This is a genomic window from Massilia sp. DJPM01 (genome assembly GCF_030348125.1).
In the GTDB taxonomy this organism is placed as follows: domain Bacteria; phylum Pseudomonadota; class Gammaproteobacteria; order Burkholderiales; family Burkholderiaceae_D; genus Telluria_A; species Telluria_A frigida.
This window is the reverse complement of the sequence record NZ_JAQOZV010000004.1, coordinates 101,511-116,909: the sequence shown is the minus strand read 5'-3', so window position 1 is coordinate 116,909 and position 15,399 is coordinate 101,511. Positions and strand designations below refer to the sequence as shown.

Here is a 15,399-nt window from a genome sequence, read left to right as displayed (position 1 = left end):
ACTACGTGGAAGTCGTGCCAGCGTCAAACACCGCCTGCAGGCTGGGCGCATTGAGGCTGCGCTCGAACCACTGTTCAAGCTCAGCCTGCGTGGCCTGAGCGATGCGCTGCGTTGCCGGCGCCGGCAACTCGCCGAAGCGGCTGCGCAACAGGCTGCCCAGCACCGCGCGAAGGGTAACGACTTGCCCTTCCGCCTTGCCCTTCCGCCTTGCCATCTTCCTTGGCTTTCTCCGCCAACGCGAATCCTTTTTGAAAGCCGAGTTCCTCGAACTCCTCGGCCCAGGTGTCAAGCTTACCTTTCATGTCAGCACCCTCCTCCAGACTGTCAACCACCACCAATGCCCGTTCGCTGGCTCCGCGCGCCAGCAGAGCATTGATCCACACCCGAACCGAACGCCGCAGGCTGGCTTGGGGCGCAGCTGCAAACCACGTTTTCAGGGCAGGTATAACCTGATCTAAGACATCGGGACCGACTGAAAGTTCAAACCGAAATAACAGCGCCAGCAGGCTGGCATTCGCTTCCAACGCTGTCCTGTCCAGGCGCTGCTGGTCGATCAGCACGTAGCGCTGGGATGGCTGCAATGCGGCCAGTTCAGCGGGCACTTGCATGAGAAGGCCGGCCAGGTCCGTGCTGGCGCTCCAGCGCGGCAAGCCGTTGTAGAACACCAGCGGCAGCACCGGCGGCAACAGCAGGCCAGGGGACAATGCGTGGCCCTTGATCAGGTCCTGGTACAGCAAGCCGATGTAGGTCTGCATGCGCAGCGCCATCCAGCGATCCACGCCGGACTGGCATTCCAGGAGGATGTACACGTAAAGAAACTCGTCGCCCAGCCGCACGCGCCAGACGAGATCGTCCTGGCGTGCAGACAAGCGCTCGCTCACATACGCCGGATTGACCCGCTCGAAGGCCGACAGCGGGATCTCGTCGAACAGCTTGGCGGAAGTAAAGTCGGTGATCAGGTCGCGCACCAGTTCCGGGTGGGCGAACAGCGAACGGTATCCGAGGTCGTGAAGGGCGGGCATGGCGCATTGTAGCGAGCGTCCCCGCCCTTCCTTTGCGCTACCTCAGGCGTGTGCGGGGCCGGCGCTCGCGGCGCGAGACGCACTATCCAGGGTGCTCACACCAGCGCGCTTGCTGCTGGCGGCCTTCGCCTATGCTTTGATGAGCAATCCGCGCCGCCTGCCTTGGCAAACATCATGTCCGTATCCGACCCGGCCCCGCCATACAGATCGTTGTCATTGTCGTCACCGTCCATGATAATGATCGGATTCATGGCGCGGCCTGACATGCGACGAGCGCCTTGCGTGCGTAAACGAACAGAGGCGATCCCCCTGATCGGCGACACTGGAACCGGGTTTAGATACTGCGCTGGCGCAAACGCATGGCGATCGGCCGCGCCGCAAATTTGATCTGGATCAAAGGACAAATGGCACCCTCCACTAGAGTGAAACTTGCGAATTTATGCTTGCCTCTAAGTAATATCATTTCGCTATCGCCGCCATATATTCTCGGCATTGGCACTCCACACGAGAGAGTGCTAATATAGGGTCTTGCATGGCGGGGAATCCCCGAAGCCACCGCTGGCATCAGACCGCAACAGTCGCCCCGGACCCGCATCCGGCCCGGGCATTCGATGATGCAGCACAGACACTCTACGAGGAAATACATGATGACGTTGTCCGCACAATCCGCATTGGTTCCGACCGGCAATCGTGCTTTAGGACTCGGTTTCACCGGCAATCTGGGCAATATCGACGCTTATATTTCGGCGGTCAACCGCCTGCCGATGCTGACCCACGAGGAAGAGATTTCCCTGGCTCAACGCCTGCAACAAAATAACGATCTCGCCGCCGCGCAAGAGCTGGTGCTGTCGCACCTGCGGCTGGTGGTGTCGATCGCGCGCGGCTACCTTGGCTACGGCCTGCCGCACGCCGATTTGATTCAAGAGGGCAATATCGGCCTGATGAAGGCGGTCAAGCGTTTCGATCCCGACCAGGGCGTGCGCCTGGTGTCGTACGCCATGCACTGGATCAAGGCGGAAATGCATGAGTACATCCTGAAGAACTGGCGCCTGGTCAAGGTCGCGACGACCAAAGCCCAGCGCAAGCTGTTCTTCAACCTGCGCAGCAACAAGCAGGGCCTCGATGCCATGACCCCAACCCAGATCGATGCGCTGGCCAAGCTGCTCGACGTCAAGCGCGAAGAAGTGATCGAGATGGAAACGCGCCTGTCGGGCCGCGACATCGCCCTCGAAGCGCCGACCGATGACGAAGACGACAAGTTCTCGCCGATCGCCTACCTGTCGTCGGACCTGTCCGAGCCGACCAAGGTGCTCGAAGCTGAACAGGTCACGCGCCTCCAATCGGAAGGCCTGGAAACGGCGCTGGGCAAGCTCGACGCCCGTTCGCGCCGCATCGTCGAAGCGCGCTGGCTGGCCAACGACGACGGTTCCGGCGCCACCTTGCACGCGCTGGCGGACGAATTCGGCGTCTCCGCCGAGCGTATCCGCCAGATCGAAAGTGCTGCCCTGAAGAAAATGAAAAGTGCGTTGTCGGCTTATATCTGAGCCCGCGCACGCCTGGCGCCCCCGCGCCGATGCCGCCTGGTGTAGACTAGGCGGCATTTTTTTCGTCAGTACAAAGCGTCAAGCTTGTACAAGTCAATACACTTGATTACATATTTATAATCCGAGATTGACGTATCATGCATACCGTGCCGGTGTCTGAGCGCGGCAATAACATGGGCCCCGAGCGCTGCCCCGCGCGCCGTCACAGCCTTTTTCACAGCCAAACATGAATAGGTAGTCAGCAAATGAAACACTTTACATGGACACGAAGCCTGGCCGTCCTGGTGCTGGCGCCCGGCCTGGCCGGCGCCGCACCGGCCCTGATCGAGTCCCCGGCCCTGAACAATATGAGCAAACGCTATGCTCAGCACGCCGGCATCGAACTGGCCGACAGCCGCGGCGTTGGCGCGTTCAGCCTGGGCGATGTCACCCGCGCCATGCACGGGCGTCCGGGCGAGGCCGCGCTCGCCGGCGAAGCCGACTTGAGCGGCGCCATCAGTGCCTACGCCAACGGCAATGTGCCCGCGTGGGGCGGCTCCGGCACGCGCCACGGCTTTGCGGAAGTACGCGCCAACTATGCCAAGGACGCCAGGAGCGGTTTCAGCGCCGCCAGCGCGCGCCCGAGCGTGGCCTCGCAGTCGGTCCCGGAACCGGAAACCTATGTGATGCTCGCCGTCGGCGTGGCCGTCATCGTCTTCACGCGCGGCACCCGCAAGCGCTTGCAGGACAGCCTCGACGCATGAACGGCCGGGCCGCCGCTGCTCCCCTTGGCGGCCGGGCGTGCTCAGCGATTGCCTCGGCGCGCCAAATATCTTTCTTACAATGTTTTACTTTGATGCCAGCCGGCCCTCGCTTATGATGGCAAGCCTGGTGCGCCGTTGCGGCGTTCGTCGATGTGACAATGAAGAGGAATGCGACCAATGAACTTGTTTAAATTGCAGATGGGCGCAGTGGCGCTGGCTTTTGCCTCCGCCACGGCATCGGCTGCGCCGACCGTCATCGAAGCGACCGGCTTCACGTTCACCAATCCCGATTCGACGCTGGCCGACGTGCTCGTGTCCGACGTGGCTGGCGCGACCACCATCCGCTTCAGTGATTTTGCCAACAGCATGTCCCTCAACACCAGCGATGCCGACGGCAATGCCTACTCGGCCGACATGACGTTCGCGGTGCGTGCCGGCTACCAGGTCACCGGCTATTCCTTTTCGGCCAGCTTCGCCGGCACCCTCGACCCTGCCGTGCCGCCAGGCGGCGGCGCTGGCGCCGGCATGGCCAGCAACCGCGGTTCGGTCAGCCTGATCGCCAGCGGCGCGAACGACTGGAGCAACCAGGGCAACCGCAGCGTCAACAAGCTCAATGGCAACGATTCCTTCGTGTTCAGCGCCGCCAACCTGACGCTCAGGGACATGCTGACCATCTCCTTGAACAGCAGCATGACCCTGTTCGCCGCCCCGGCGGTCTGGACCACGCCGGATGGCGTAGTCCAGCGCCAGGATTCGTGGGCTGGCCTGAGCGTGCTCAACCCGACCCTGACCGTCTACACCACGGCCGTGCCGGAACCGGAAACCTACGCCATGCTGGCGCTCGGCCTGGCCGTGATCGGCCTGACCCGCCGCACCCGTTTGCGCCTGCAGGACAGCGTGGCGCAAGCGTAATACCCGGGGCCTGGACGGCCCCTGCCTTGCCGGCGGGTATGTACGGCGCCATAACTCGTCAATTGCGCGGCCACATAGCGACGAAATTGATATGATCTATGATCGGCTTTCCACTACTGAGGAGCCATCATGAACAAGTTGATTTTCGCGTTCGCCGCCGTCTGGGTGTGTGCGTTGTGCAACGCCGCGCCCGCGAAGGAAGAATCAATACATCCCAACATGATCACCATTACCTTGATGCCGAAGACCAGCACCATCGCGGAGGGCGCCAACCTGCGCTACGAGAGCTTCGCAGACAGCCGCTGCCCGCCCGACGTGATCTGCATCTGGGCCGGCGAGATCGCCTTTTATTTCACGCTGACCTTTCCCACCGGCGCGGTCGAGCCGTTTGCGCTCACATCACGCGCGCGGGCCCATAAATCAGTGCAGCAGCCCGGGCTGTTCATCGTGCTGGCCAAAGACCCGCCGCCTCGGTCGCCCAGCAACATACCGCCCGACCCGGAACTAGCGGTCACCCTGAACATATACCAGTTTTCACCAGTAAGCCCATAAGAGCACATGACCCACGCCGCCCGCCGCCTCGCCCTCGCCTGTTCCATCATCCTCGTCATTCCCCTTGCCCATGCCAGGACCCCGGTGGCGAGCGGCACCGGCGGCGCGGTCGCCACCATCAGCGAACAGGCTTCGCAAGCGGCCATGGCCATACTCGACAAGGGCGGCAATGCGATCGACGCCGCGGTCGCCGCGGCCGCCACCCTGGGCGTGACCGATCCCTACAGCTGCGGCATCGGCGGCGGCGGCTTCATGATGATCTACCTGGCCAGGGACAAGCGCGTGATCACGGTCGATCACCGCGAAACGGCGCCGGCCAGCGTCACCCCCACCATGTTCCAGGAAAACGGCAAGGAGAGCGACGTCGACGCCACGCTCGCCAGCGGCGCCTCGGTCGGCGTGCCCGGCACCGTGCGCGGCTGGCATGAAGCGCTGAGCCGCTACGGCACCATGTCGTTCAAGCAGGTACTCGCGCCGGCCATCGGCGTGGCCACCAAGGGCTTCATGGTGAGTGACAACTTCCACCGCATGAGCGCCGACAACCAGAAAAAATTCTCGCTGTTTGGCAGCAGCAGCGCCCTCTACCTGAAAGACGGCAAGCCCCTGCCGGTCGGCACCCTGCTGAAGAACCCCGGCATGGCCAAGGCTTACCGCGAGATCGGCGCCCAGGGCCAGAAAGCCTTTTACCAGGGACCGATCGCGCGTGCCATCGTCGACGCCGTGGCCAGGCCGCCGGTGGCCGCCGGCGTGCGCGTGCGCGCCGGCGCGATGACCCTGTCCGACCTGGCCAACTACGAAGCGCGCATCCGCCAGCCGGTGAAAACCACCTACCGCGGCTACGAGGTGTACGGCATGGCGCTGCCGAGCAGCGGCGGCATCGCCATCGGCGAAGCGCTCAACCTGCTCGAGGGCTACAAGCTCAAGAGCCTGCCGCGCGCCAGCGCCGAGCACCTGTACCTGGAAGCGAGCCGGCTGGCCTTTGCCGACCGCAACGCCTACCTGGCCGATCCCGAATACGTCGACGCCCCGGTGGCCGGCCTGCTCAGCAAGGAATACGCGGCACGCCGGCGCACCCAGATGAATGCCGAGCGCGCCGGCCCCAAGGTGCTGGCGGGCGACCCGTATCCCTTCCAGAACGACCCCAGCGTGCCGCAGCGTCCGCAGGCCGCGCGCCTGCTGGCCGACAGCGCCCACACCACCCACCTGGCCGTGTCCGACAAGGAAGGCAATGTGGTGGCCTACACCTTCACCATCGAGTCCTGGGGCGGCAGCGGCATCGTGGTGCCGGGCTACGGCTTCTTGCTCAATAACGAACTGACCGATTTCGATTTCAGCGGCCCGCACCCGAACGTGCCGGAAGCGGGCAAGCGTCCGCGCAGCAGCATGGCGCCGACCATCGCCCTGCGCAACGGCAAGCCGGCGTTTACGGTCGGCAGTCCGGGCGGCGCGACCATCATCACCACCGTTCTGCAAACCATCGTCAACCACGTCGACTTCGGCATGCCGATGGACCAGGCCATCAATGCCCCGCGCCTGAGCCAGCGCAACGATGCGGCTACCGACGCCGAGCCCGGCTTTGCCGGCGGCGCCCAGGCGCTGGCGCTGGAAAAACTCGGCTACAAATGGCGCGCCAAACCGGAAGAAATCGGCGCGGCGAATGCCATCGTGTTCAATGCCGACGGTACCGTGACGGCAGTGAGCGAAGGCAAGCGCCACGGCGTGGGCAGCGCGCTGGTCCAGAAAAGCGCCCACTGAGCGCCATTCAAGCCATGCGGCCGGCCGGAAACGCCAGCGGCGCCGGCGGCGCCGAGCCCGAACGCCAGCACCAGGGTAAACAGGCTGATCCCCGCCCGGCAGCCGGCCAGTTCGCGCAGCAAGGCGCGCACCAGCGAGCGCGCATAGCGTCCCGCCGCAGACCACCTGGCCGTCCCGGCCTTGCGCCCACCTTGGCCGCGCACTGACCACGGAGCGCGCGACAAACGCCGCAGCAAGGCAAACCCCATGACCACGCAAAACACGACGCCGGCGGCGGCCAGCCGGCCTTCGCTGAGCAACAGCTCCGGCAATCCGGGCGCGCACGTGCGGCCGGGCAGCCTGGTCAAGCTTTTCAGGCAATCTCAGGAAGCTGCGTCAAACACCAGTTCGGGCAGCACCACTTCCCACTGCGCGCAGCGGGCCAGGCGACGGTACCCGGTCTCGTCGTCAGCGGCCTGGCGCACCAGGATCGCGGCCACCCGGCCCGCGCTCCAGCGCAGATGTGGCGGCGGCTTGAACGACCTGGCCAGCTGTCCCACCACCACGCCGCCTGCCGTCACCAGTTCCCATCTGGATTTGCCTTCGCGTAGCTGCAGCGCGTCGTCGATGCGCAGCGCGGCAATGGCGCGGTGGACCGGGTCGCCCGGCGCCATCCGCCCGACGAAGCCGATATCGACATCCTGCAAGGTGAGCTGCAAATAACGGCGCCGCAGCGCGCCCGCTGGCGCGGCCACCACCACCGGCGCGCGGCGCAGCAGGCATGGTGCGTCGGCCAATTGGTCGAGCAGATTGGCCGTGCGGCTGCGCGACGGCGCGAAGCGTGCCAGGGTCAGCGTCTGGCGCGCGCGCGTCATGGCCACGTAGTACAGGCGGCGCGGCGCATCGGCGTCTTCGTTGGCACTGAGTGCGGTCCAGTCGCCGTCGGCCACGGCCACGTGGTCGAACTCCAGCCCCTTGGAACGGTGTGCCGTCAGCAGCAGCAAGCCACCCTGGCGGCGGCGCGCTTCGCGGCCCCATTCGGCCAGCCATTCGATGAAATGCGCCACCGGCAGTTCGGCGCCGCCCGTCTCCAGCGCATACTCCTGGACCGCCTGGCGCAAGAGACTGAGCCAGGTGCCCTGCGGCTGGGTGCCCAGCCAGGCCTCGATGGCGGCCGTGTCGACCAGCGCCGCGCCGCCGGCGCGCAGCCAGCGCACCAGCGCCTGGGTTTCGCGCAGGCGCCAGAACTGCGCGGTTTCTTCATTGGCCAGCTGCACCGGGATGGCGTTTAACATGCAAAAAGTGCGCAGCGGTTCCAGGGTTTTCCACTCGCGCGCGATGACCGCCACGCCGGCCCAGTCCCAATCGGGGTCGAGTGCGGCCAGGCGGCGCAGCTCCGCCATGATGGCCTGCGCCTGGCTGCCATCGTCGGCGCCGGCGTCGATCATTTGCACGCGGCCCTGGCCGACCGGGTCGCGCGCCTGCCACACGCCGCCCGCATCGACCCTGGCGCGCGCGCGGTCGATGCTGATCGGGTTCTCGTTTTTCATGCGCCCGCTGGCGGGCGCGATCATGGCGTTGGACGCGTCGATGATATGCCGGGTCGAGCGGTAATTCTCGGTCAGGTAGGCCGGTTTGGCGCTGTAGTCCTGTTCGAAGCGGCGGATAAAGTCGACCGAGGCGCCATTGAAGGCGTAGATGTTCTGGTCGTCGTCGCCGACCGCGAACAGGCTCAGTCGCGCATCCTCGTCGGCGCTGTTGCGCCCCGCCAGCGCCGAGATCAGCGCGTACTGGTCCGGGCCGATGTCCTGGTATTCGTCCACCAATATCGCCCGAAACGCGCCGAGCAGGCGGTCGCGCTGTTCGTCGGCTTCCTGCGGCGCCAGGCCGGTTCCGTTCAACAAGGCCACCGCCTGCGGGATGACTTGTCCGAGCAGGTCGTCGGCGGCCGCCCCGCGTTTCTCGAAGCTGATGCCGGCCAGGCGCATCGCCAGCGCGTGGCAGGTCAGCACGATCACGCCGTTGGCGTCCGCCCCGATCAGCGCGGCGAGGCGGCGCCGGATTTCGACGGCGGCGTGGCGGTTGTAGGTCAGCACCAGGATGGCGCGCGGATTCTCGCGCCGCACCCGCACCAGATAGGCGATGCGGTGCACCAGCACGCGCGTCTTGCCCGACCCGGGACCGGCCAGCGCCAGCACGTTGGTGCGCTCGCGGTCGTCGGCCACGATCCTTTGCTGGGCCGTGTTATTGAGGCTGTCGACGATCGCGCGCCACGACGCCGGCGTGGTCTGGCGTTCCAGTTCCTTCGCGCGCGCGGGCAGCCATTGCGCGATGAATTGATCGCGCTCCATGCTGAAGTAATCCATCGCCAGTTGCAGGGCGTCGGCCATCTTCTGCAAGCCGCGCTGCACGTATTCGGCCATCACGTGGATCTGCACCACCTGCTCGCTGTAGTGCAGTTGCAGGGGCGCGAAGTCGGCCTTGTAAAAACCGCGGCGTTCCGGCGCCAGGCGGATCGTCATGGCCGGCCGGAACACCGCCATGCCTTTGTTCAGGCGGATCACGCCCTGCTCGTGCAGCCATAGCAGGCCACGGTCAACCAGCTTGGGACACGACCTGGACCGCCCCGCCAGCTCCAGGTCGCCCTCGATCGACGCCAGCAGCTGGCCGAGCGTGGTGCTGGCCAACTGGTCGTTGCCGCGCGCGCCTGGCGGCAGGCAGGTGCCCAGATGCTCCAGCAGCCTGGTCGCGCCGTCGCGCCGCAGGGCGGCGCTGCTGGCGATCAGGTTCCAGCTGCGCTGCAAGGTGATCTGCACGCTCTCCGCATCGAGCTGGCGCACGCCGAAGCTGCCCACGCCATCGTCGCCATGGCCGTCGTTGGCGATGCTGCGCACGATGCGCAGCAGCTTTTCGGGCAAGGCCCAGGCCAGGCCGGCGTCTTTCAAACGCTGGCTGGCGTGGCGCAGGTGCAGCACCGACGCGCCGCCCTTGGCCAGGTCGGGCGCGCCTTCGCGCATGGCGTCGAGCAGCGCCACTTCGAGCGCGCAGGCTTGTTCGAGCAAGCGTTTCGACGACATCTCCACCGCCACATGCACGAAGGCGGTCAGCGCGGTGTCGTTGCTGGCGATCTTGTACTGCTCCAGTTCATACAGGGCGGCGCGTACCTTCTCGGCCGACAGGCCCGAGGCATTCATCAATTCGTCGGTGGAGATGCCTTGGTCGGCATCGGCGCCGATCAAGGCTCCCACCAGCGCCAGCAAGGCGTCGCGCTTGTCCTTGAACAGCGGGTAGGCAGCCAGCTTTTTTTCGGCTTCTTCCAGGGTGGCCACGCGCAGCGAGGAAGGGAATATCTGCACCTGGTTTTCTTCGCGCGTAAGCAGCCTGGCTTCTTCCAGCCACGCGATGGCGGTGCGCACGCGGGTGTCGTCGGTGGTGGAGTCGCGCGCGAAGTCGCCGTCGGCGTCTTCGGTCAGGATCTCGCCGGCGGTGGCGACGATGTCGGCGTCGCCAGGCTTCTTGCGCTCCAGGCGCTTGATCGCCTTGAGCACCACCTGGATATCCTGCTGCGACAGGCGCGACCGCGCCGACATGGCGAACTGGCGCTCCACATCCTCCACCGTGTACAGCAGCACGCACAGGGCGGCGCCGCAATCGCGTCCGGCGCGCCCGGCTTCCTGCAGGTAGTTTTCGAGCGAGCCGGGAATGTCGGCGTGGATCACCAGGCGCACGTCCGGCTTGTCGATGCCCATGCCGAAGGCATTGGTGGCGACGATGACCTTGAGCTCACCGGCGATGAAGGCTTGCTGCCGGTCTTTCTTGTCGCGCCCGCGCAAGCCGGCATGGAAGTGCCCCGCGCTCACCTCTTTCTGGCGCAGGAAAGCGGCGATTTCCTCGGTCTGTTTCTTGGTCGCGCAATAGACGATGGCGCCGCCGGGCGCGTGCGCAGGCAGTTCGGCGTCGAGCAACTGGTGGATGTGCGCGAATTTTTCGGCCTGCGTGGTCGGCACCACCGAGAACGACAGATTGACCCGCTTGGCGCCGCCGTCGAGCAAGGCCAGTTCGATGCCAACCTTGTCGCGAAAATGCGCCAGCATGTCGGCCACCACGTCCGGCTTGGCGGTGGCGGTCAGGCACAGCAGCGGGGCAATCTCGCCCCCACCTGCCCCGTGCGCGGCGCGTTCGCGGATGAAGCGGCCCACGTAGCGGTAGTCGGGACGGAAGTCGTGGCCCCATTTCGAGATGCAGTGCGCCTCGTCCAGCACCCAGGCGCCGATCTCGCGCTGTTCCAGCACGCGCCGCACGCCGGGGCTGCGCAACTGCTCGGGCGAGACGATGACGATGCCGGCGTCGCCCAGGCGCACCCGGTCCAGCGCGGCGGCGCGCTCGGGAATCGACAGCAGGCCGTTGATCGCCACCGCGCAGCCGATGCCGCGCCCTTCCAGCCCGGCCACCTGGTCGGCCATCAGCGCCACCAACGGCGAGATGACCACCGTCAGGGCGCCGGTCTTGTCGTAGCGCGACAGGGCCGGAATCTGGTAGCACAGCGACTTGCCGGTGCCGGTCGGGAGGATGCCGAGCAGGTGGCGCCCGCGCATGGCGGCGTCGACGATCGCTTCCTGCAGCGGACGGCCCTGGGCGTCGCAGGGTTCGGGGCGGAACGCGTCGAAGCCGAACCAGCGCTTGAGCTCATGGCGCGCATCGTGGCGCTCGCGGCACCAGGCGCAGGCCGCATCGGCGCACGGCGTATCGCGCAGGCGCCGCACCAGCAGGGCCGCTTGCGGGAACTGGTGGCGCACCCACGGCGGCATGACCGAGCTGCCGCCGGCCACCGCGAGCCAGGCCAGCGCATACGCCAGCGCCCAGCCCAGGGTGGGGGCATCGGCGGCGATGGCGCGTGCCTGGACCAGGCACGCCTGTCCCTCCAGGCGGCGCAGGATCGCGGCCATGGCCTCGATGTCGCCCGGCCGCGCGCCACGGCGCACCATCATGAACAGCGAGTTCAGTCCCGAGAGCGTGGCGGCGCTGGTAGTGAGCCAGTGCCAGGCCAGCAGCAGGTCGGGCGCGCCGTCCTGCATCTCGCGAAAAGCGGCCAGCTGGTCGGCGAACACTTGCAGGGTCAGGCGGGCATCGCCTTCGGGGTCGTTCAGGCTGCCGCGCTGGAGCTGGCCGTGCTTGTAGTGCTTGACCAGATGGTGGTACGGATGGCGCGGAAAAGCCAGCGGGTTCAGGCGCAGGGTGTCGACCATCGGCAGCTTGAGCAGGCGCAGCTGCGGCGCGGCGGCGGCCAGGTGCGGCGCGTCGAACGCGATCAGGTTGTGGCCGAGCACGAAGGCGACCGGGTCGGCGAAGTCGTCGAGTTGCGCCAGCGCCGCGTGCAAGTCGCCTTTGGTGAACACGATGGCATCGCCGGTGTCGCCCCGCACGGCCGCGAACTGGTGGATGCGGCCATCTTTCAGGCCCACTTCGAGGTCGATCGAGAGGCAGCGCGGCGTGATGGCGGCCGCTGGCGGGTCCGGCTGCGCGGGCACGCGGGTAAGGTCAAGGGTCATACAACGCTTTGCAATGAAGAGTGTCGCATCGCGGGCGGATCCTCGCTTGCTGTTCTGAGCGCGATTCTAGCAGCGGGCACTTCATCAATGCACAAAAAAGAAGCGCCCCGCGCCAAACACCCGTGTCGCATGAGGACAGGGATCGGTGCGGGGCGCTGCTAAAGCCCGGCGCCATGCCGGGATCGTGCCCGGCCGGCGCGCCAGCTTACAGGTGCGGCGTGATCTTCGGCATCAGTTCATCGAAGGTGCGGCCGCTGCCGTTTTCGCCGATCGCGTGCATCTTCCACTCGCCGCCGTGACGGTACAGCTTGGCCATGATCTGGGCCGTGTGCTCGCCCTGCACCGACAGATTGAAGCGCGCCACTTCCTTCTGGTCGGCTCCGTTGATGATGCGGCAGTAGGCGTTCTCGACCTGCGCGAAGTTCTGGCCGGTGAAGCTGTTCACGGTAAACACCAGCGACTTGACGGTGGCCGGCACCTGGCTCAGGTCGACCAGGATTTGCTCGTCGTCGCCATCGCCGGCGCCGGTGCGGTTGTCTCCCGTGTGCACGACGCTGCCATCCTTGCTCTTGAGCTGGCGGAACCAGACCGCATCGACCGCACGGTTGCTCTCGTCGAACAGCAGGCAGGATGCGTCCAGGTCGACCGACTGGCTCTTGCCGCCAAAGCCGAACAAGCCCTTGGTCTTGATGGCATCCCACCCCAGGCCCATGGTGATGCGGGTCAGGGTGCTGCCGGCTTCTTTATCCAGAGAAATTTTCTGGCCTTTTTGCAGATTGACTGACATGGTAGGACTCCTTGGTTTTTAACGCGCGCTGCCGGCCGCCCAGGCTTGGAACGAGGCACGGTTGCGCGAACAAATATACACTTTGCCATTGCCGGAGAAGCGTAGCACGATGCCTTCCCCGCTGGTCTGGCTGTTGATCAGGTTGCCTAAAAAGCCGCCGCTGGTGCCGGTCGTGATCGACGGCGTGTAGTGCAGGCTGCTGTCCCAGGCGACCACGTGCGAATTATCGATGGTGATGTCCTTGCCCTGCTCGACCACCAGCTCGTTCATCGAGCCGAAGCCGGACACCACCACCTGGCCGTTGCCGCTGGTCTCGGTGACAAAAAAACCGCCGCTGTCGGCGAACAGCGCATTGCCGAGGCTTTGCGTGCGCACCTTGAGATCGACCTTGGAACTGGCGGCGACAAAGGCGCCGTCGCTGAGCATGTACTGGCGCTGGCCGCACTCGATGATCTGCATCGCACCCGGCAGGGTCGGCGAGAGCAGGCAATCGCCATCGCCGCGCACCGCTTCGATGTGCTGCTGGAAGAACGATTCGCCGTTGGCGAAGCGCCGCATCAGCGCGCTGCCGATGCCGCCCTGCATCTTGCCCTTGAGGTCAAGCGCGGCCTCCATCATGACCATGGCGCCCGATTCGCAGTAAATCGTGTCGCCGCGCGTCATGGAGACGTGCAGGAAAGGATCGATATCGCCTGTGACTGTAAAAACTGCCATGTGTGCTCCTTGTTGGCGGCCCGCCGGGAAGCGGGCCGCACACGACTTAAACGTTGACGCCGTAGCTTTTTGCCAGGGGGCCCAGGCCGCCCTGGAAGCCCTGGCCGATGGCGCGGAATTTCCAGTCCGCGCCAGCGCGGTAGACTTCGCCGAAGACCATGGCCGCTTCGGTCGAGCCATCTTCCGACAGGTCGTAGCGGGCGATTTCGGCATTGCCGGCGGCGTTGATGCAGCGAACGAAGGCTTTCGACACCATACCGAAATTCTGGCGCCGTGTCTCGGCATCGTGAATCGTCACGGCCAGCACGACCTTGTCGATATCGGCCGGCACGTTGGCCAGGTCGATGGTGACGCTTTCATCGTCGCCGTCGCCGGCGCCGGTGGTGTTGTCGCCCGAGTGGGTAATCGAGCCGTCGGCCGATTTCAGGTTGTTGTAGAAGATGAAGTCGGCGTCGGAACGGACCTTGCCGCTGGCGTCGAGCAGGAACACCGCACCGTCCAGGTCGAACGCGCTGCCATCGGTGGCGCGGGTATCCCAGCCTAAGCCGACGATCATTTTGGTCAGGCCGGGTGCTTCTTTACTCAGGTTGACGTTACCGCCTTTTTGCAAGCTGACTGGCATGTTAATTCTCCAAAAGTTAGTAAAAAACAAAACAAAGCGATGAACACCGGGGGAATCACGCGGCACACGGGTGTTCTTCAGTGTGCCGCGTTTGTATGACGCAGCGCTTATTGCGCAAGTGCTAACTGCTGTTTCTTGTGACGTAGCGACGACCACAGCGAGGCAACGATGAAGGCCACGCCGATCAGGCCGGTAAAGATTTCAGGCACGTGGAACTTCATGCTGGCCAACATGATCAGCGCCAGGATACCGATCGCATAGTGCGCGCCGTGCTCCAGGTAGACGAATTCGTCGAGCGTGCCCTTCTTGACCAGGAACACCGTCATCGAACGCACGAACATCGCGCCGATTGCCAGGCCCAGCATGATGATCACGACGTCGGTGGTGATCGCAAACGCGCCGATCACGCCGTCGAAGGAAAACGATGCATCGAGCACTTCCAGGTACAGGAAACCACCCACGCCACCGCGCTTGACCATATCGCCGACATTGCTGCCTTCATCTTCGCTTTCCAGCAGGCTGCTGATCGTGTCGACACCCACATAAATCAAGATACCCCACAGACCGGCCATCAGCACCACCATCTTTTGTGCTTCCTCGACCATCGTCATGCTGGCCATCAAGGTACCGAGAGCAATCATCACCGAGATCGAACCGACCTTGCCGAGTGCGCCGAGTTTTTCTTCGATGCGGCCAAGCCAGTGGGTCTCTTTCTCATCGTCGAGCAGGAAGTTCAGGAACACCAGCAGCAGGAACATACCGCCGAAGGCCGCCACTTCCGCATGGTGGGCCGTCAGGTGCGCCGAGTACGCTTTCGGATCGGACAAGGCCAGGTTCCACACTTCCATGATGCCCAGGTCGGCAGCTTGCGCCACGATGACCAGCGGGAACAGCAAGCGCATACCGAACACGGCGATGATGATACCGACGCCGAGGAACAGCTTTTGCCAGTAATCGTCCCAGGTCTTGAGCACCGAGGCGTTCACGACCGCGTTATCGAAGGACAGCGACACTTCCATGATACCCAAGATCGCCGCCACGCCCAGCGCCGTGAACATGCCGCTCACGCCGTGGTGCTGGTAGCCCCACCATCCGGCTACCGCAAGGCAGACGAAGGTGACTAAAAATGAAATTCTGAAGTGCTTCATAGTTTGATTTCCCTCACTTGTTATTGTTGATGGATGCAGTGTAGACCCCTGCGCCGAATTTAAAAATAGGAG

12 protein-coding genes are annotated in these 15,399 nt (G+C 64.9%); 5 read left to right on the top strand and 7 right to left on the bottom strand.

What is annotated here, in order from left to right; all coding sequences use genetic code 11:
- Positions 1 to 80: 80 nt before the first annotated feature.
- Both PO883_RS04405 and PO883_RS04400 read right to left on the bottom strand, forming a co-directional pair.
- On the bottom strand, positions 81 to 1,022 hold the full coding sequence (locus PO883_RS04405; protein ID WP_289308646.1) for an Rpn family recombination-promoting nuclease/putative transposase: 942 nt from the start codon (positions 1,020 to 1,022) through the stop codon (positions 81 to 83).
- A 95-nt stretch (positions 1,023 to 1,117) separates the two neighbouring features.
- Positions 1,118 to 1,273 (bottom strand): hypothetical protein, encoded by a 156-nt coding sequence (locus tag PO883_RS04400; RefSeq protein WP_289308645.1) that lies wholly within the window; start codon positions 1,271 to 1,273, stop codon positions 1,118 to 1,120.
- Positions 1,274 to 1,666: 393 nt separating this feature from the next.
- Here PO883_RS04400 and rpoH point away from each other — a divergent pair, with 393 nt between their 5' ends.
- From rpoH to ggt, 5 genes are all read left to right on the top strand, one after another.
- The gene (gene rpoH, locus PO883_RS04395) at positions 1,667 to 2,566 is read left to right on the top strand and encodes an RNA polymerase sigma factor RpoH (RefSeq protein WP_167088354.1); all 900 of its coding nucleotides are present in this window, start codon (positions 1,667 to 1,669) and stop codon (positions 2,564 to 2,566) included.
- A gap of 245 nt (positions 2,567 to 2,811) precedes the next feature.
- Entirely contained in the window at positions 2,812 to 3,309 is a 498-nt protein-coding gene (locus tag PO883_RS04390) for a PEP-CTERM sorting domain-containing protein (RefSeq protein WP_289308644.1), read from the top strand.
- Between the two features lie 177 nt (positions 3,310 to 3,486).
- On the top strand, positions 3,487 to 4,221 hold the full coding sequence (locus PO883_RS04385) for a PEP-CTERM sorting domain-containing protein (protein ID WP_289308643.1): 735 nt from the start codon (positions 3,487 to 3,489) through the stop codon (positions 4,219 to 4,221).
- A 129-nt stretch (positions 4,222 to 4,350) separates the two neighbouring features.
- The gene (locus PO883_RS04380; RefSeq protein WP_289308642.1) at positions 4,351 to 4,773 is read left to right on the top strand and encodes a hypothetical protein; all 423 of its coding nucleotides are present in this window, start codon (positions 4,351 to 4,353) and stop codon (positions 4,771 to 4,773) included.
- A gap of 6 nt (positions 4,774 to 4,779) precedes the next feature.
- A complete protein-coding gene (gene ggt / locus PO883_RS04375) occupies positions 4,780 to 6,528 on the top strand; it encodes a gamma-glutamyltransferase (RefSeq protein ID WP_289308641.1) in 1,749 nt (582 codons plus the stop codon).
- Positions 6,529 to 6,890: 362 nt separating this feature from the next.
- Here ggt and PO883_RS04370 read toward each other — a convergent pair whose 3' ends face one another.
- From PO883_RS04370 to PO883_RS04350, 5 genes are all read right to left on the bottom strand, one after another.
- Complete coding sequence (locus PO883_RS04370; protein ID WP_289308640.1) at positions 6,891 to 12,056, bottom strand: RecQ family ATP-dependent DNA helicase; 5,166 nt, start codon at positions 12,054 to 12,056, stop codon at positions 6,891 to 6,893.
- A 205-nt stretch (positions 12,057 to 12,261) separates the two neighbouring features.
- On the bottom strand, positions 12,262 to 12,843 hold the full coding sequence (locus PO883_RS04365) for a TerD family protein (RefSeq protein ID WP_289308639.1): 582 nt from the start codon (positions 12,841 to 12,843) through the stop codon (positions 12,262 to 12,264).
- An 18-nt stretch (positions 12,844 to 12,861) separates the two neighbouring features.
- Positions 12,862 to 13,557, bottom strand: a complete 696-nt coding sequence (locus PO883_RS04360) for a TIGR00266 family protein (RefSeq protein WP_289308638.1) — start codon at positions 13,555 to 13,557, stop codon at positions 12,862 to 12,864.
- A gap of 46 nt (positions 13,558 to 13,603) precedes the next feature.
- Positions 13,604 to 14,179, bottom strand: coding sequence for a TerD family protein (locus PO883_RS04355; protein WP_167088364.1), 576 nt, complete (start codon positions 14,177 to 14,179; stop codon positions 13,604 to 13,606).
- A 107-nt stretch (positions 14,180 to 14,286) separates the two neighbouring features.
- A complete protein-coding gene (locus PO883_RS04350; protein ID WP_289308637.1) occupies positions 14,287 to 15,327 on the bottom strand; it encodes a DUF475 domain-containing protein in 1,041 nt (346 codons plus the stop codon).
- Positions 15,328 to 15,399 lie beyond the last annotated feature (72 nt).

Bases quoted from the DNA above. Each gene is read 5' to 3' on its own strand.
- PO883_RS04405 (WP_289308646.1), bottom strand. From the start codon at position 1,022: ATGCCCGCCCTTCACGACCTCGGATACCGTTCGCTGTTCGCCCACCCG.
- PO883_RS04400 (WP_289308645.1), bottom strand. From the start codon at position 1,273: ATGAATCCGATCATTATCATGGACGGTGACGACAATGACAACGATCTG.
- rpoH (WP_167088354.1), top strand. From the start codon at position 1,667: ATGATGACGTTGTCCGCACAATCCGCATTGGTTCCGACCGGCAATCGT.
- PO883_RS04390 (WP_289308644.1), top strand. From the start codon at position 2,812: ATGAAACACTTTACATGGACACGAAGCCTGGCCGTCCTGGTGCTGGCG.
- PO883_RS04385 (WP_289308643.1), top strand. From the start codon at position 3,487: ATGAACTTGTTTAAATTGCAGATGGGCGCAGTGGCGCTGGCTTTTGCC.
- PO883_RS04380 (WP_289308642.1), top strand. From the start codon at position 4,351: ATGAACAAGTTGATTTTCGCGTTCGCCGCCGTCTGGGTGTGTGCGTTG.
- ggt (WP_289308641.1), top strand. From the start codon at position 4,780: ATGACCCACGCCGCCCGCCGCCTCGCCCTCGCCTGTTCCATCATCCTC.
- PO883_RS04370 (WP_289308640.1), bottom strand. From the start codon at position 12,056: ATGACCCTTGACCTTACCCGCGTGCCCGCGCAGCCGGACCCGCCAGCG.
- PO883_RS04365 (WP_289308639.1), bottom strand. From the start codon at position 12,843: ATGTCAGTCAATCTGCAAAAAGGCCAGAAAATTTCTCTGGATAAAGAA.
- PO883_RS04360 (WP_289308638.1), bottom strand. From the start codon at position 13,557: ATGGCAGTTTTTACAGTCACAGGCGATATCGATCCTTTCCTGCACGTC.
- PO883_RS04355 (WP_167088364.1), bottom strand. From the start codon at position 14,179: ATGCCAGTCAGCTTGCAAAAAGGCGGTAACGTCAACCTGAGTAAAGAA.
- PO883_RS04350 (WP_289308637.1), bottom strand. From the start codon at position 15,327: ATGAAGCACTTCAGAATTTCATTTTTAGTCACCTTCGTCTGCCTTGCG.